The organism is Microbispora sp. CL1-1, from assembly GCF_012034195.1.
In the GTDB taxonomy this organism is placed as follows: Bacteria; Actinomycetota; Actinomycetes; order Streptosporangiales; family Streptosporangiaceae; genus Microbispora.
The window spans coordinates 11,739-28,791 of record NZ_JAATEK010000062.1; the positions used below are offsets into that span (position 1 = coordinate 11,739).

Below are 17,053 nucleotides of genomic sequence, written 5' to 3' on the forward strand. Positions count from 1 at the left end.
TTCACTCCGCTCGGGTCGCCGCCGGCACGGACGCCAGCAGCCGTTGGGTGTACTCGTGGGCCGGGGCGCCGAGCACGTCGCCGACCGGCCCGGCCTCGACGACCCGGCCGCGGTGCATGACGTACACGCGGTCGGCGACCTGCCGCGCGACGGCCAGGTCGTGGGTGATGAACAGCAGGGTCAGGCCCAGGTCGCGGCGCAGGTCCGACAGCAGGTTGAGCACCTGGGCCTGGACCGAGACGTCGAGCGCGGAGACGGGCTCGTCGCAGACCAGCACCTCGGCTCCGGGTGCGAGTGCCCGTGCGATCGCCACGCGCTGACGCTCACCACCGGACAGCGCTCGGGGCCTGCGCCGGGCGTACGCCGCGGGCAGGCCGACAAGATCGAGCAGGCCGGACACCTCCGACCGAGGACGGCCCGCCGCCCTGAGCGCCTCGGCCAACGAGGCGCCGACGGTGAGGCCGGGGTTCAGCGCCGAGTACGGGTCCTGGAACACGTACTGCACCCGCCTCGGGCCGGTGGCCTGGCCGGCGAACGCGACGCTTCCTCCGTCGGGCCGTTCGAGGCCGACCACGCACCGCGCGAGGGTGGTCTTCCCGGAGCCGGACTCGCCGACGACCGCGACCGCTTCCCCCGCCGCGACCTCCAGGTCGACCCCGTCGAGCGCCGGCGCCGCCGAACCGGGGAACCGTTTGGTCAGCCCGCGTACGGTCAGCAGCGCGGACGACGGGCCCGCCTCCGGAGAAACGGCCGCGGCGAGAGGAGCCTCACGAAGGGGCACGGCGGGCAGGGGCACGGCGGGAAGGGACACGGCGACCGGGCGCACGTCCGAGGGCCGCACGCACGCCACCCGGTGCCGGCTGTTTCCCGGCCCATGGGCGACCTCCGCCAGGGCCGGCTCGGCCGTACGGCACGCCTCGGCCGCCAGATCACACCGGTCCGCGAACGCGCAGGCGCCGCTCACCGCGTACGGCCGGGGCACCGAGCCGGGGATCGTCGGCAGCGCCGGCAGGCGGTGGGTGACGGGCGGATCGCAGGCCGCCAGCCGGGCCGTGTAGGGGTGCGCGGGCCGGTCCATCACGTCGGCCGCCGGGCCCTCCTCGGCGAGCCGCCCGGCGTACATCACCATGATCCGGTCGGCCCTGGCCCGGGCGAGCCGCAGGTCGTGGGTGATCAGGATGAGGCCCATCCGGCGCGCCCGCTGCAGCCCGGCGACGAGTTCCAGGACCTCGTGCTGGGTCGTCACGTCGAGGGCGGTGGTCGGCTCGTCCGCGATCAGCAGGCCGGGACCGGCGGCCAGCGCGGCGGCGATCGCCACCCGCTGGCGCATCCCGCCGGAGAGCTGGAAGGGATAGCGTCCGGCGGTCTCGGCGGGCAGCCCCACCTCGGCCAGCAGGCGGGCGACTCCGGCGGCGCGGCCGGCGCGCGGCAGCGCCCAGCCGATCTGCTCGCCGCAGCGGTGCACCGGCGAGAGCGAGGTGAACGGGTCCTGGAGCAGCAGCGCGATTTCCGAGCCCCTGATGCGCTGCCAGGGCGTGCGCCCGGCCAGGTCGTACGCCTGCCCGGACAGCTCCAGCCGTCCGGTGGCGTGCACGCCCTCGGGCAGCAGGCCGGTCAGCGCTCTGGCGGTCATCGACTTGCCCGAGCCGGACTCGCCGACGATCGCCACCGTCTCCCCCGGCGCCACCGTCAGGTCGACTCCCGCGACGAGGACGCCGGCCGCCGAGGTCACCCGTACGTCGCGGGCGTCGAGCAGCGGAGTCACCTGGTCGTGTGTCATCGGGCCACCACCCTGCGGTCGAGCAGCTCGGACAGCCAGTCGCCGAGCAGGTTCACCGCCGTGGCGGTGAGGATGATCAGCACACCGGGCACGACCGCCGCCAGCGGATTGTCGCCCAGCAACGCGCGCCCGTCGGCGAGCTGGCGTCCCCAGTCCGGTGCCCCAGGCGGCACGCCGAGCCCGAGATACGACAGCGATGACAGCGCGACCAGCGCGAACGCCACGTTGAGCAGGAGGTTGGCCACCACGATCGGCACGATGTTGGGCGCGATGTGCCGGAACATGATCCGCATCGGCCGGATGCCGAGGATCCTGGCCGACTCGATGTACGGCCGGGGTGTCTGCTCCATCACCGCGCCCCGTACGAGCCGCACGTCGGACGGCGAGAACAGCACGATCAGCACGGCGACCGTGATCCAGTAGCCGCGCCCCACGAGTCCGGCGACCACGATGGCCAGCAGCACGGACGGCAGCGCCAGCAGCAGGTCGGCGTAGCGCCCGGCCAGCATGTCCACGACCCCGCCCCGGTAGCCCGCGAAGGTCCCGAGCAGGACCCCGATCACCATCGAGCCCACGGCGACCACGATCGGACCGGCCAGAGCCGAGCGGGCGCCCGCGAGCGACAGCTGCAGGATGTCTCGGCCGAGCTGGTCGGTGCCGAACAGGTGGCCCTCGACGCCCGCGCCGACCACGCCCAGGTAAACGTCCTGGTCGAGAGCGTGCGGCGCGAGCAGTTCCCGGCCCGCCGCGCACACCGCGACGGCCGCGAGCACGACGGCGGACAGGATCGCCACCACCGGCGGCCGGCTCTTCGTCCTTGCCTTCATCGGTCTCATCGCCGCACCGCCCTGGCCCGTACGCGCGGGTCGATCGCGAGGTAGGACAGGTCCACGGCGAGCGCGGTCGCCGACACGACCAGCGCGACGACGAGCGTCAGCGCCTGCACCACCGGGATGTCCTTGAACAGCACCGACTCCTCCATCAGCGAGCCGAGGCCGGGCAGCGCGAAGGTGACCTCGATCAGCACGGTCCCGCCGAACAGGTAGGCCACCATGAGGCCGAGGCTGGTCACGATGGGGATCGCCGCGTTGCGCAGCACGAGGCGCAGCACCCGTCGCTCGGACAGGCCGCGTGCCCGGGCGAACGTCACGTAGTCCTGGTCCAGCTCCCGGATGACCGCCGCCCTGGTCAGCTTCACGACGAAGGCGCCGAGCCCGAACGCCAGCGCCACCGCCGGGAGGACGAGATGCCAGAGGGAGTCGAGGAACCCCTCGCCGGTGCCGTAGACGGGAAACCAGCCCAGTCCCAGGGCGAAGACGTACAGCAGGATCAGGCCGACCGCGAAGCCGGGCGCGCTGACGCCGACGACCGAAGCCGCCACGAGCATCCGGTCGAGCGGCCGCCCGCGGCGTACGGCGGTGGCGATCCCGGCCGGGACGCCGGCCAGGACCGACAGCAGGAACGCCAGCCCGGCCGTGGCCGCCGTGATGCCGGTCCGGTCGAGCAGCAGCGGCCCGACCTGCCCTCCCGTACGGATGGACGTGCCGAAGTCGCCGGTCATCGCGTGGGACAGCCACCACCAGTACTGCGCGAGGAACGGCTCGTCCAGGTGGTGCAGCGCGCGGATCCCGGCCAGGGCCTCCGGCGTGACGTTGCGGGTGCCCAGCAGGTTGCGGGCGACGTCGCCGGGGGCGAGATACAGCAGCGCGAAGACCAGCAGCGACAGCGCGAGCAGCAGCGCGAACGTGGCGGCGGCCCGGCGCAGCGCGAAGGCGAGGGCGGCGCGGTTCACTTCGCCGCGTAGACCTGCTGCGGCCAGTCCGCCAGCAGGGTGTAGGAGGTGTAGTCCCTGACGCCGATCGCACTGCCGAACGCGGTCGCCGCCTGGCCCCACCACAGCGGCAGGTACGCGAGGTCGGCGGCCTGCGTGGTCTGCGCCTCGATCAGCAGTCCGGCCCGCTTCGCCGGGTCGGCCTCGGCGGCGGCCTTCGCCATCGTGGCGGCGATCGCGTCGTTGGCGTACTTGGCGGGGTTGGCCTCGCCGAGGAACCAGGTCGCGAGCTCACCGGGGTCGCCGGTGGTGTTGAAGTACCACATGTAGCTCAGCGGCGGGAACTCGTTGAGCTCCGCCAGCCACTGCTCGATCGGCAGTTCCTTCACCTCCAGCGTGATGCCGATCTTGGCCAGGTCGGCGGCGAACGCCTGCGCGGCCGTCCCCAGGTGCGGGCCGGTGTTCGGGTAGGACAGGCTCGCACTGAACCCGTTCGGCACCTTCGACTGCGCCAGCTCCTGCTTCGCCTTCTCCAGGTCGTACGCGTACTGGGGGATGGCGGCGAGCCGCTGCGCCGCCTCCTGCGGCGTCCAGAGCCCGCCGAACTGCTCGGGCGTGGACAGCGCCGTGGCGACCTGACCATGCCCGCGCAGGATCTTGTCGACGATCGCCTGGCGGTTCACCGCGTGAGCGACCGCCCTGCGGACGTGCACGTCGTCGAACGGCGCGGTCTTCGTGTTGAAGGTCAGCCCGGCGTAGGAGCGATCGGGCGCGTAGACCACCCGGGTGGCAGAGGCGCCCTCCCATTGACGCGACTGGGCCAGCGGCACGTTGAGCGCCATGTCGGCTTTGCCGGCCTGCCACGCCAGCAGGCGCGTGTTGTCGTCCGGCACGAACTCGAACCGGATCTTCGCGATCTTCGGCCGGGTTCCGTGCCAGGTGTCCGCCCGGGAGAACTCGACGTAGGAGTCGGGGACGAACCCGGTCACCGTGTACGGCCCGGACCCGACGGGGAGCGCCTGCGGGGTGCCGAACCCGCTCTTCGCGCGCTCCCACGCAGCCTTGGGGGCGATCCACAGGGCGTCGGCGTTGGACGGCAGCCAGGCGAACGCCTCGTCGGCGGCCTTGACGGTCAGGGTGATCTCGGCGTCACCGGTCTTCTCGGCCTTCTTCAGGTTGGCCCAGTAGGCGGCCGTGGCGGGCGAGACCTTGGCGTCCCTCGCCATCGCGATCGAGTGCAGCACGTCATCGGCGGTCACCGGGGTGCCGTCGTGGAACCGGGCGTCCGGACGGAGCCGGTAGACGTAGGTGGTGGGCGACGTCCGCTCGAAGCCCGATGCCAGGGCGGGAACGATTTTCCCCGTGGTGTCGACGCCGACGAGCCCCTCCATGCAGATCCCGGCCACGTAGTAGTTGAGAATGCCCGACTCCTGCCCGGGATACAGGTTCGACAGCGAGCCGGGAAGCGACACCCGGAGCACCTCGATCTCCTTGCCGGTGTCCGTGCCGGCGGCGGCGCTTCCGCTCGACGCCTTCGAGCCGGCCGACGGAGACGGCGCCGCGCCGCAGGCCTCCAGCAACGCCGCGGCCGTGAGCATGGTCATGCCGGTGACCGTCGTCCTGAGGAATCCCCGGCGGGTATGGACGCCGCGCTCGTCCGTTTCTGCCATGGCGCGCCTTCCCTATGACCTGGCTTGTCTACCAGTTAGCCCCAAATGGATAGGAGCAGTAAACACCACGGAATGCCGGATCTTCCATCCTTTTCCCGACCAAATGTGTAGAGATCTTGCCGTGGCCTCGTCGTGGCGGAACTTCCTCGTCGCACGGCGCACCTTCACTACCACGGCGTCGTCCCGCCACCGTCCGCTCCGCGCTGCCGAGCCCCCCGCGGTGCCGCCCGGCGTTACGGATGGCTCGCTCGTGTCAGCGGCGGTAGCCGGCCATCCGCTCCAGACGTGCGATCCGCTCGGCGACCGGCGGGTGGGTGGCGAACAGCCGGCCGATCCGGGTGCCCCGGAACGGATTGACGATCATCATGTGACCGGCGGAGGCGAGCCTGCCGTTCTCCGGGAGCGGCAGCCTGCGGACCTCCATCTCGATCTTGCGGAGCGCGGAGGCGAGGGCCAGCGGGTCGCCGGTCAGCCGTGCGCCCGCGTCGTCGGCCGCGAACTCCCGGGAACGCGCGATCGCCATCTGGATCATCGTGGCCGCGACCGGGCCGAGGATCACCACGAGGATGGCGCCGAGGAACCCCGGGCCCTCGTCGTCGTCCGAGCCGAAGAACAGGCCGGCGTACCCGAAGTAGGTGATCATCGTCGCGAGCGCACCCGCGACCGAGGAGATCAGGATGTCGCGGTTGTGGATGTGCGACAGCTCGTGGCCGAGCACGCCCTTGAGCTCGCGCTCGTCCAGCAGCCCGAGCAGGCCGTGTGTCACGCACACCACGCCGTCACGCGGGTTGCGCCCGGTCGCGAACGCGTTGGGCTGCATCGTCGGGGACACGTACAGGCGGGGCATCGGCGCGCGGGCCTCGGTGCACAGCTCGCGGACGACGCGATAGAGAGCCGGCTGTTCCACCTCCGCCACGGGCCGGGCCCGCATGGCCGACAGCGCGATCCTGTCGGCGCAGAAGTAGGCGACGCCGCAGACCACGAGGGCGGCCACGAACGCGATCCGGACGCCCATGCCGCCTCCCAGCCAGGCCCCGATGACCAGGAGCGACGCGGACAGCGTCCCCAGCAGGACCGCGGTGCGCAGGCGGTTGTGGTGCACGCCTCCTCCTCCCGGTTCGGTGTGGCCGGCTCGGGCGTCCGGCTCGGGCGTCCGGCTCGGTGTGTCCAGCTCGGTGTGTCCAGCTCGGTGTGTCCAGCGCGGGGTCGGGCCGGAACGTCCGGCTCGGGCGTCCAGCCCTACCAACGCGCACGGCCAGGACGAACGTTCCCCGTGACGCGCCTCACCCTGTGACGGACAGCACCACCTGCGGGGCTACGGAGAAGACCACGGTGATGGCGACCGTGACGGCGACCGCGGCACCCGCCGCCCTCGCCGAGACCGTACGGCTCTCGCCCGCCGCGGGCGGCGCGAACAGCCGGGCGGTCCAGGCGATGTAGTAGTAGAGCCCGACCACCGTGTTGGCCGCCATGACGAGGGCCAGCCAGCCGAGCCCGCCGTCCACCACCGCCCGGAAGACGACGATCTTCGCGAACAGACCGGCGAGCCCGGGCGGCAGCCCGGCCAGGCAGACGAGGGCGAAGGCGAGGGACAGCCCGGCCGCCGGGCTCCGCAGCGCCAGCCCCCGATATGCCTCCAGGTCCTGGCCTCCGGGCAGCCGCGCCACCAGCAGGACCACCGCGAAGGCGATCAGGTTCATCGCGGCGTAGAAGACGAGATAGGCGACCGACGCGCCGACCGCCGCGCGAGGGGCGACGGCGTAGACGGCCAGCGGCGCGAGGATGTAGCCCGACTGCGCCACCGACGACCAGGCCAGCAGCCGGACGGCGGCACGCTGCCGCATCGCGAGGACGTTGCCCGCCGTCATCGTCAGCGCGGCGACGACCGCCACTCCCGGCGCCCACACCGCCGCCCTTCCCGGCAGCGCGTACGTCAGCAGCAGGATCAGCCCGGCGAAGCCCGACGCCTTGGACACCACCGACAGCAGCGCCGCGACCGGGACCGGGGCGCCCTGATAGACGTCTCCTGCCCAGAAGTGGAACGGCACCGCGGCGATCTTGAAGGCGAAGCCCGCCGCCACCAGCACGATCGCCACCACCGCGACCCGGGCCATGTCCCCGGCGGTTCCTCCGGCGGCGGCCCCGGCCATGTCTCCCGCTGTGTCCCCAATCGAGTCCCCAATAGAGTCCCCGGTCACTCCCCCGGCCGCGCCTCCGGTCATGCCGCCCGCCGTCCGCAGCGCGGCGTCGATCCGGTCGAGGTGGACCGAGCCGGTCACCCCGTAGAGGAGCGAGACGCCGAAAAGCGTGATCGCGGTGGAGACCACCGAGACCAGGAAGAGCTTGAGGGCCGCCTCTGCGGCGCGTCCGTCGTGGCGTCTGAGTGCGGTCAGCGCGAAGACCGGCAGCGAGACCAGCTCCAGCGACACGACCAGCATGATGAGATCGCGAGAGGCCGGCAGCAGCACCGCCCCGGTCAGCGTGGCCAGGAGCAGGAAGTGCCACTCCCCCGCCGGGACACGCTTATCGGACCCGGCGTCGCGTGCCGTGGCGATCTCCGTCATCGACAGCAGCACGACGACCACCCCGGCCGCCAGCACGACCGCCGCGATGAGCAGGGAGAAGCGGTCCGCAACGAGCGAGCACGACGCCGCAACGCCCCGGCCCATGGCGGCCTGACCTGCCGCGGACTGACCCAGCGCGGATTGACCCATTGCGATCTGGTCCGTGGCGGCCTGACCCGCTGCGATCCGGCCCGTTGCGGCCATGCCTGCCACGGGCTGGCCCGTCGCGGGCTGGCCCAGGGCGGACGCCCCGCCGAGCGAGGCGGGGACGCAGAACGTGCGCCGGGCGCCGCCGCTCGCGGCCTGAACGGCCACGACCGCCAGGGCGGCGACCATGCCGCCGAGTGTGACGAGACCGAGCACCCGCGCCCCGCCGGGGCGGGCCGGCAGGAACGCGTCGAGCAGCAGCACGAGCCCGGCCACCAGCGCGAGGATCAGCGGCGCCGCAACGGCGGCGTAGTCGATGGACTGGATCACGCCGCCGTCCATCACACCACCGCCGAACACGCCGCCCAACACGCCACCGCCCGTCATGGAGCCGCCCGTCATGGAGCCGCCCGTCATGGAGCCGCCCCCGATCCGAGGAGCGACTGCACGGCGGGCGTGGTGACGGCGAGCAGCGCCTTCGGCCACAGGCCGAACAGCATGATCAGCGCAACCAGCGGAAGCCATGCGGCCAGTTCGTGGGTCGTGGCGTCCCGGAAGCGCCGCCGCCCCTGGCCCGGCTCGGCCCCGTCGCGAGTGTCCACCCCGACCGCCGCCCCTGCGGCACCCGTCGCACCCGGCCGCGCCGATTCGAGTGGCCCGGCAGGTTCGAGAGGCGCGGGTTCGAGAGGCGCGGGTTCGAGAGGCGCGGGTTCGAGAGGCGCGGGTTGGAGAGGCGCGGCGGGCGAGACGGTTTCGACCGCCCGGCCGTGCGTCACCCGCGAGAGCATGACCAGGAAGTAGGCCGCGGTGAGCACCGTGCCGAGCCCTCCGACGGCCATGAACACGAGGAACAGTGGCCGGGAGAGCCCTGCGGCCGGGCGGAACGCGCCGAGCAGCGCGAGCATCTCCCCCCAGAACCCGGCGAGGCCGGGCAGGCCCAGCGAGGCGACGCAGGCGAAGGTCAGCAGCGACCCGACGTACGGCAGGCGGCGCAGCATCCCGCCGCCGAGCCGGACCATGTCGGCCGTGCCGTACCGCTCCTTGACCGCTCCTGCGAGGAAGAACAGCAGGCCGGTGATCAGCCCGTGGGCGACGTTGGCGAACAGTGCGCCGTTCATGCCCACCGGCGTGAGCGAGGCGAATCCGAGCAGCACGAAGCCCATGTGGCCGACGGACGAGTAGGCGATCATTCGTTTGAGATCGCGCTGGGCGAGGCAGGCGAGCGATCCGTACGCGATGCCGGCCACGGCGAACGCGCCTAGCCAGGGTGCCAGGGCCGCCGCGCCCTCGGGAAGCACCGGGATCGCGATCCTGGCGAAGCCGTACGAACCCATCTTGAGCAGCACGCCCGCGAGCAGCACCGAGCCGACGGTCGGCGCCTCGGTGTGCGCGTCGGGCAGCCAGGTGTGCAGCGGCCACATGGGCGTCTTCACCGCCAGGCCGAGACCGATGGCGAGGAACGCGAGAATCTGGGCCGACCGGGCGATGCCCGAGCCGTGGCGGTCGGCCAGCGCGACCATGTCGAGCGTGCCGGCCTGGGTCCAGACGACGAGCAGGCCGATGAGAAGGACCGCGCTGCCGAGCAGCGTGTAGAGGATGAACTTCACGGCCGCCACCCGCCTGCCCGCGCCGCCCCACAGGGCGATCACGAAATACATCGGGACCAGCACGACCTCGAAGAACACGAAGAACAGCAGCAGGTCGAGGGCGAGGAACGTGCCGAGCATGCCGACTTCGAGCACGAGCAGCGTGACGACCAGCCCACCCGTCCGGCCGCCCTCCGGCGGATGCCCCGCGAGGTGGACGAAGCATAGCAACGTGAGCAGCGCGGTCAGCACGACGAGCGGCAGCGAGACGCCGTCCACGCCCAGGTGGAACCGCAGGCCGAGGCCGGGGATCCAGGGCTGATCGGTCTGCAGTTGCATCTCGGCGGGGCGGGCGTAGTCGAAGAGCGCGGCGAGCGCTGCGGCGAGGACCAGCACCGCCGCCGAGACGGCGATCCCCCAGGCCACCGCACTGTCCCGTACGGCCCGCACGAAGGCGGCGAGGGCCCCCAGCAGGGGGACGGCCACGAGTGCGATCGGCAACCAGCTCACGTCGTCACCGCCAACGCCACCACGGTGTCACCACCACGGGGAAGCCACGCGCCACCGCCAGGAAACCCTGCGTCGCCGTTCCCAAGCCGCGCGCCACCCTGGAGAAGCCACGCACCGCCGTGGAGAAGCCACGCACCGCCGTGGAGAAGCCACGCACCGCCGTGGAGAAGCCACGCACCGCCGTGGAGAAGCCACGCGCCGCGTGTCCGAGCCGGCGCGTGACCGCGAAGAAGCTGCGCGCCACCGTTTCGAATCCGCCGCGTCATGTCAGCACCACCGCCGCGACCGCGATCAGTACGAGCCCGGCGAACAGGCCGGTGACGTAGAGCTGTGCGTTGCCGTTCTGGGCGAGCCGCACCAGGCCGGACAGGCCGAGCGTCGCCCGGCCGGAGCCGCGGACCGCGCCGTCCACCACCCGTGTGTCCGTACGGACCACCACCCTGGCCAGGCGCAGGACGGGCCGGGCGACCAGTGCCGCGTACGCGGCGTCCACGTAGAAGGCCCGCTCGCACGGCACTCGGAACGGCCCGAGCAGCCGGGCCGGATCCTGTTCGGGCGCGGCCCGCCACAGGGCGTACACGATCCCGGCGCCGAGCAGCGCGACGGCGAGGCTGACAGCCGCCGGCCCCCACTCGACCTCCACTCCGGTCGCCGACCCGGCCACCGATCCGGCCACCGATCCGGCCACCGATCCGGCCACCGATCCGGCGAGGCCGAGCAGCAGGGCGGGCACGGCCAGCACGCCGGCCGGCCACAGCATCGACCGGGGCGCCTCCCGGCCGTCGAAGACGTGGGCGACACCGGGCGACGGCTCCGCGAGCGGCTCGACCCGGGCGGGCCCGAAGAACGTGCGCAGCCAGGCCCGGGCGGCGTACGCCCCGGTCACCCCCACGGTCAGCAGCGCCGACGCGTACGCGAACGGCTGGGCCGGTCCCGTCCCGTGCTCGACGGCCGAGAGCACCGCGTCCTTGCTGAAGAACCCGCTCGCGGGCGGCAGCCCGGCGAGCGCGGCGAAACCGATGGTCATCGTCCAGAACGTCACGGGAAGAGCGCGGCGCAGCCCGCCCATGTGGCTGATCAGGTTCGACCCGACGTGGTGGATCACCAGGCCCGCGCAGAGGAACAGCAGGGCTTTGAACGCGCCGTGCGACACCAGGTGGAACATCGCCGCCCGGTCGGACCCGGCGGCCAGCGCCGCGGCCATGTAGGCGAGCTGGCTGATCGTCGAGTAGGCCAGCACGCGCTTGAGGTCGTCCTGCGCGAGCGCGGCGAGGGCGGCGCCCAGCATGCCGACGGCGGCGACCACGCCCAGCACGTCGAGCGTGGGCGGCGCCGCGAGGAAGGCGGGATAGAGCCGGGCGACGACGAAGATCCCGGCCGCCACCATCGTGGCCGCGTGGATGAGCGCGCTGATCGGGGTGGGACCGGCCATCGCGTCGGGCAGCCAGGTATGCAGCGGCGCCTGCGCGCTCTTGCCCGCGACCCCGGCGAGCAGCAGCAGCGTCGCGGCGATGAGCGTGCCCTGGGGAATGTCGGCGCGCAGCACGTCGTCGATCCGGAAGCCGCCCGCCGCCGTGCCGAGGACGAAGATCCCGAACAGGAAGCCGACGTCGCCGAGCCGGGTGACCAGGAACGCCTTCACCGCCGCCCGGGAGTTGGCCCGGTCTTCCCACCAGTGCCCGATGAGCAGGTAGGAGCACAGGCCCATGACCTCCCAGCCGACGTAGAGGACGATCAGGTCCCCCGCGTAGACGACCAGCAGCATGGCGCTGGTGAACAGGCTGACGAACGCGCTGTAGGACGGGTAGCGGGGTTCGTCCCGCATGTACCCGACCGAGTAGACCTGCACCGCCAGCGCGACCACGACGACCAGGATGCCCGCGAGCACTGACAATCCGTCGGCCCGCAGAGTCAGGGAGATCGGCACCGACCCCGTCTCGACCACCGTCAGCGTGCCCTCGACCCGGCCGGGCAGCAGCTCCGACCAGAAGCGCCCTTCCGACGCGCCCGCTCCCTCCGCAAGCGAGGCGGCGAGCCACACCGTCAGCGCCGCCGACACCGCGCCCGGGGCGATCGCGAACCACGCCGCCCGCCGGTAGGCCACCCGTTCCGCGCGGGCGCCCAGGTTCCGGGTGCCGAGGCGGGTCGCCAGCAGCCCCGCCGCGGCGGCGGCGAACGGCAGCAGGACGATGAGAGCCACGACGACGATCACGAGGCGTCCTCCCCGTCCGGACGCCCCGAGCCGGGTGCGCGTACGACTTCGGCGAGCGCCCGCAACCGGTCGACGTCGACGGTCCGGCGCGTACGGAAGACGGCCAGCACGATCGCCAGCCCCAGACCCACCTCGGCCGCGGCGATCACGATGACGAACAGCGTCAGCACCTGTCCGCCGTGCAGGCGGTCCCTGAGCCAGACATCGAAGGCCACCAGGTTGAGGTTGACCGCGTTGAGCATCAGCTCGACCGACATCAGCACGAGGATCGCGTTGCGCCGGGCCAGCACGCCGTACACACCGATGGAGAACAACAGGGCGGAGATCACCACCGGGTAGACGACGTGCATCCTCGCTCACCGCCTCCGGGCCGTCAGGCTGCTCGATAAGGCCGATAACCGGGTCATTCCCGCCCCCTAATGTCCGTACGGGACAGGACGATCGCGCCGATCAGCGCGGCGAGCAGGAGCACCGACAGCGCCTCGAACGGCAGCACCCAGGTGCGGAAGACGCTCGCTCCCAGGGGTTCGGCCGCCCCCTGCCCGGGCTGGAGCGGTGCGTACGCCGAGCGGAAGCCGGTGATCACCACGGTGACGAGCACGGCGGCGGTCGCGACGGCGACCAGCGCGGCGGCCCACCGGTTGCCGGAGTCGAGGCCGGCCGAGGGCCCGATGGGCGCGCGGGTCAGCATGATCCCGAACAGCAGCAGCACCACGACCGCGCCCACGTAGATCAGCACCTGCACCCAGGCGACGAACTCGGCGGTCAGCACCAGATAGCCGCCCGCGAGCGCGCCGAAGCAGACGACCAGCCACAGCGCCGCGTGAACGAGCTGCCTGGTCGTGACGACCAGCAGGGCGGAGCCGACGGCGACGGCGCCGAGCAGCAGGAAGACGATCTCAGGCCCCGAGGGCGGCCACAACCCCGGCGCCTGGGAGGTCATCGCTCCCCCTCGGGCCCGTCCTTCTTCTCCTGTGACGACGGGCCGTTCTTCTTGGGCAGCGAGCCCGGCGGCCGGATGGAGCGGATGTCGCGCATGGCTCTGGGCGGCTCACGACGCGGGCGATTCTCCGCACTCTTCGCGGGCTCCGCCGCCGGTTCCCGCACGGTCTCCTGGGCGGTCTCCTGGGCCGCTGACGTGCCCTCGGCGGGCCCCCTCGCCGGCGCGGGCGGTGCCGTACGGCGGGCCGGTGCCGGGCGGGACGCGGCCGACAGTTCCTTCGGCGGCTCGGCGCCGACCTCGTGAGCCGGTGGCGGCGGCACGGTGGCCGCCCACTCGCCCAGCCTGTCCTTCTCGTGGAGAAGATCGCGGATGTCGTACTCGGCGTACTCGAACTCGGGCGACCAGAACAGCGCGTCGAAGGGGCACACCTCGATGCAGATGCCGCAGTACATGCACAGCGAGAAGTCGATCGCGAAGCGGTCGAGCACGTTGCGGGCGCGCGGGCGGCCACCCTCGGGCGCCGGCAGGGTCTCCTTGTGGGAGTCGATGTAGATGCACCAGTCGGGGCACTCGCGGGCGCAGAGCATGCAGACGGTGCAGTTCTCCTCGACCAGGGCGATCACGCCCCGGCTGCGGGCGGGCAGGTCGGGGTGGACCTCCGGGTACTGCTGCGTGTCGGACTTCCGCAGCATGTGCCGCATGGTCACGGCCAAACCCTTGGCCAGCCCTTCTCCTGGAATGTGCGCCACCTGCTCATCATCGCGCACTATCGGCGGCGCGTGAACGCGTGACTCCGTCCGGGCTGTTTTCCACATCGTCCACACCGTCATCCCCAGGGTTGTCCACAGGATGTGGGGAGAAGGGGGCAGCGCGGACCCCGACAAATACGTATCGTCTGGACCATGAACGGCTATGGGGGGCCGGGAGGTTACCCACCCGGACCGCAAGGACCACACGGGCCGCAACACGGACCACGGGGGCCACAAGAACCGCCGTACCGACCACAGGGGCCGCAGGGGCAGGGCCCACAGGGGCAAGGACCGCACGGGCAGGGTCCTCACGGGCAGGGTCCTCACGGGCCACACGGGCAGGGGCCGCAGGGACCGCACGGGCAGGGGCCGCAGAACCCGTACCGGCATCGGGGGCCGGGACCGTACGGGCAGCAGTGGCCGGGCCCGCATGGCGCCCATCCGGCGCCGCCCGCACAGCCGCACATGCCACCGCCCGCACATCCCCACGTGCCGCCACCCGCACAGCCGCACGCGCATCCCCACGTGCCGCCACCCGCACAGCCGCACGCGCACTCGCCCGTGCCGCCGCCTCCTCCACCACCGATGCCGCCGCCGCCCCCGCCGACACCGCCGCCCGTGCAGCGGCCGTCCAGCGTCCCCAGCTACCTGTGGGCGCTCACCCCGCTCTACACCTGCGGCTTCGGCACGCCCTTCAGCATGCTGTACGCCGCCATCCGCAAGCGCAGCATGTGGTACGGGGCCGCCGCCGCCGGATACGCCACTGCCAGCGGTGCCTGGATCTACCTGGTCGAGCTGTACGCGGACACGCAGGAGCCGGCTCTGGTGTCCCTCTTCATGGTCGTCTGCATGCTCTGTCCCTGGCTGGTCGGCACCGTGCACTCGCTCGCGGTCAGGCGGCAGGTCTTCGACGACGTCCGGCCGTACGGGACCGCGAACGAGCAGGCGATCGCGGTCGCGCAGCACCGCCGCTCCCTACGACAGCAGGCCAGGGAGCTGGCGGAACGCGATCCGGTCATGGCGCGCGAGCTGCGGATCGGGCGGCCCGACCTGCCCCGCCAATACGACGACGGCGGCCTGATCGACGTCAACCACGCCCCCGCTGTGGTGATCGCGAACCTGCCCGGCCTGACGCCCGCGCTCGCCGAGCAGATCGTGCGCGTACGCGACGAGGTGGGCGGCTTCGTCTCGGCCGAGGACGTCTCGGCCGCCGCCTCCCTGCCCCCGCACCTCACCTCCGATGTGGCCGAATATGGCATTTTCCTCCCATAGTTATTCGGCAATCCCGATTGTCGTCGCGCATATCCCTGGCTGAGCGATCGGTGTTTCCTTAGGCTTACGGTGCGTCAGCGTGAGAAACGGGAGGGCCGGTGACGTCATCCGAGATCGTCGAATGCAGGGCGGACATGGCCGCGACCGCGACCGCCGTACGGGAGATCCTCCAGGCGCTCACCGCCGTCCCGGCCATGTTCGGCGACCACACCTGGCAGGGCCCTGCGGCCGACCGCTGGGCCGCCGGCTGGAACGCCCGGAAGACCCAGCTCACCAGGCTCTTCGACGCCGTGCTCGCCGAGCAGCCGCGCCTGATCGCCCGTGTGGAGGAGGCGGAGCGCCGCAAAGCCGCCTCGTAGGCCGCCGCACCGGGAAGGATCGCCGTGGGGGACTTCGTCGGAGTCGATCCCGATAATCTCAAGGAACTCACGAAAAGGCTCGAACGGCTACACGAACTGCTGGCCCGGCATAGCCCCCTCATACAGCAGAAAATGCAGAAATAGGGAAGCGAAGTCGCGGTCACCTCATTGCCCGGCCTCATCGCCGCCGCGCTCGACGACGTACGCGACATGGACGCCCGCACGACCAGGGCGTACGAGCTGGCGAGGGAGCAGGGCTGGAGCGCGCTGAGCCGCGCGCCCGGCGTCCCCGGCCTCACCTTGGACCGGCCGCCCAGCGTACGGCTCGACTGGGAGGCCACGGGACAGAGCGGAAACCAGGGCAAACGCGACGCGGAGACGCTGGCCGCCGCCCTCGCGGCCAAGAACCCCGAGGAGGCCCGCACCGCCCTCCTGGGACTGCCGGAGAGCCTGCAGCGGCACCTCGCCGACGAGGACTACCAGGCGGCCTTCTGGGCCGGGGCCGGGCCGCTCGCACTGCGCGCCGCCCGCGCGCTGTACGAACGAACGGGAAGTGCGCTGTTCAGCGCGGAGAGCGTGAGCGTGCTGCGGGCCCTCGGGGCGTCCCTGGCCGCCGCTGGCCAGATGCGCGTCGGCACGGGCAAGGACCGCCGCCCGTTGCTGCCCGACGCGACCCGCGCCGCCCTCACCGCGAACTCCGACCCCTGGTCGGTCGGCATGCTGGTGAAGTACGGCCCCGAGGGCAGGTCATGGGACTCCCGCTTCCTGGCCGACCTGACCCGCGCCATGCTCGACGCCCGCGCCGCCGGCAAGACGATCTGGCCGCCCGCCCGAGGCCCGCTGGAGACCGACGCCGACGCGTCACGCCACCAGCGGCTCATGGCGGAGTACGACGCCGTGGGGACCGTCCTCCAGCGGGCCGCGGAGAACGGCATGGCCGCCCGCCACGTGCTGGGCGATCAGACCACCGGCCTGAAGTACGCCCGCATGCTCGTCAGCGATTCCTGGCACACCCCCGGCTACGACCCGGGGCCCTTCCTGAGCTCATACGTGCACCCGGGCGGCGTGCTTCCGCCCATCGGCCAGGTGGACCTCTCCGCGCCCACTGCGGCCTTCCTCAAGGCGGCCGTCTCCGCGGAACGCGGCACCTCCGCCGACGCCAAGGAATCCGCCTGGTCCGTCGTCCACATCGTCCAAGCCACCGCCGAATTCTCCAAACTCCACCCGGGAACCCATCTGCCCGAGGAGATCCGCGGTTCCCTGCTATACGTTGCAGGCCGCTATCTTCCCGACTTCGCGCAGTCGGTGAATCACAATTTCGCCTCCGGCGCGCTGCAGCAGGGCAACAAGAGCACCAACCCCTGGGTGCCCATCAACAAGCTCGACGAGCTTGAGGGGTTCTTCACGCAGGCGCTGCAGAAGCCCGAGGAGTTCGGCGCGTTCAAGGGTTTGATGGCCTCTCGCGTGAGCGTCGCCGTCGCGGCTACCAT

Annotated in this window: 15 protein-coding genes; 3 read left to right on the plus strand and 12 right to left on the minus strand. The window is 72.2% G+C overall.

Features of this window, described 5'->3' with window-relative positions; translation table 11 throughout:
• Position 1: 1 nt before the first annotated feature.
• The 12 genes from HCK04_RS37880 to HCK04_RS37935 form a co-directional block, all read right to left on the minus strand.
• Complete coding sequence (locus HCK04_RS37880; protein WP_142652282.1) at positions 2–1,780, minus strand: ABC transporter ATP-binding protein; 1,779 nt, start codon at positions 1,778–1,780, stop codon at positions 2–4.
• Positions 1,777–2,607: an ABC transporter permease gene (locus HCK04_RS37885; protein ID WP_142652284.1), complete on the minus strand. Its 831-nt coding sequence runs from the start codon at positions 2,605–2,607 to the stop codon at positions 1,777–1,779. The genes HCK04_RS37880 and HCK04_RS37885 overlap by 4 nt, the downstream gene beginning before the upstream one ends.
• Positions 2,608–2,612: 5 nt before the next feature.
• Positions 2,613–3,572 (minus strand): ABC transporter permease, encoded by a 960-nt coding sequence (locus HCK04_RS37890; protein WP_168066591.1) that lies wholly within the window; start codon positions 3,570–3,572, stop codon positions 2,613–2,615.
• Positions 3,569–5,221 carry an ABC transporter substrate-binding protein gene (locus HCK04_RS37895; RefSeq protein ID WP_142652286.1) on the minus strand — a complete coding sequence of 551 codons (1,653 nt, stop codon included), beginning with the start codon at positions 5,219–5,221 and terminating at the stop codon, positions 3,569–3,571. The genes HCK04_RS37890 and HCK04_RS37895 overlap by 4 nt, the downstream gene beginning before the upstream one ends.
• 253 nt (positions 5,222–5,474) lie before the next feature.
• Positions 5,475–6,323 carry a M48 family metalloprotease gene (locus tag HCK04_RS37900; protein ID WP_142652288.1) on the minus strand — a complete coding sequence of 283 codons (849 nt, stop codon included), beginning with the start codon at positions 6,321–6,323 and terminating at the stop codon, positions 5,475–5,477.
• Between the two features lie 181 nt (positions 6,324–6,504).
• Positions 6,505–8,349, minus strand: coding sequence for an NADH-quinone oxidoreductase subunit N (locus tag HCK04_RS37905; RefSeq protein WP_240972200.1), 1,845 nt, complete (start codon positions 8,347–8,349; stop codon positions 6,505–6,507).
• Complete coding sequence (locus HCK04_RS37910) at positions 8,346–10,028, minus strand: NADH-quinone oxidoreductase subunit M (RefSeq protein WP_142652290.1); 1,683 nt, start codon at positions 10,026–10,028, stop codon at positions 8,346–8,348. Before HCK04_RS37910 ends, HCK04_RS37905 begins: the two co-directional genes overlap by 4 nt.
• 4 nt (positions 10,029–10,032) lie before the next feature.
• A complete protein-coding gene (locus HCK04_RS37915) occupies positions 10,033–10,272 on the minus strand; it encodes a hypothetical protein (protein ID WP_142652291.1) in 240 nt (79 codons plus the stop codon).
• An 18-nt stretch (positions 10,273–10,290) separates the two neighbouring features.
• Entirely contained in the window at positions 10,291–12,240 is a 1,950-nt protein-coding gene (locus HCK04_RS37920; protein ID WP_142652293.1) for an NADH-quinone oxidoreductase subunit L, read from the minus strand.
• Positions 12,237–12,590, minus strand: coding sequence for an NADH-quinone oxidoreductase subunit NuoK (gene nuoK, locus HCK04_RS37925; RefSeq protein ID WP_142652295.1), 354 nt, complete (start codon positions 12,588–12,590; stop codon positions 12,237–12,239). The genes HCK04_RS37920 and nuoK overlap by 4 nt, the downstream gene beginning before the upstream one ends.
• 53 nt (positions 12,591–12,643) lie before the next feature.
• Complete coding sequence (locus tag HCK04_RS37930) at positions 12,644–13,183, minus strand: NADH-quinone oxidoreductase subunit J (protein WP_142619755.1); 540 nt, start codon at positions 13,181–13,183, stop codon at positions 12,644–12,646.
• Entirely contained in the window at positions 13,180–13,932 is a 753-nt protein-coding gene (locus tag HCK04_RS37935; protein WP_142652297.1) for an NADH-quinone oxidoreductase subunit I, read from the minus strand. Before HCK04_RS37935 ends, HCK04_RS37930 begins: the two co-directional genes overlap by 4 nt.
• A 618-nt stretch (positions 13,933–14,550) precedes the next feature.
• On the opposite strand from HCK04_RS37935, the gene HCK04_RS44505 reads away from it, so the two are divergent.
• The 3 genes from HCK04_RS44505 to HCK04_RS37950 all read left to right on the plus strand — a co-directional run.
• The gene (locus HCK04_RS44505; RefSeq protein ID WP_185949109.1) at positions 14,551–15,204 is read left to right on the plus strand and encodes a helix-hairpin-helix domain-containing protein; all 654 of its coding nucleotides are present in this window, start codon (positions 14,551–14,553) and stop codon (positions 15,202–15,204) included.
• A gap of 98 nt (positions 15,205–15,302) precedes the next feature.
• On the plus strand, positions 15,303–15,563 hold the full coding sequence (locus tag HCK04_RS37945) for a hypothetical protein (RefSeq protein WP_142652299.1): 261 nt from the start codon (positions 15,303–15,305) through the stop codon (positions 15,561–15,563).
• Positions 15,564–15,731: 168 nt separating this feature from the next.
• The coding region (locus HCK04_RS37950; RefSeq protein WP_205831206.1) for a hypothetical protein at positions 15,732–17,053 on the plus strand (1,322 nt) is incomplete at its 3' end.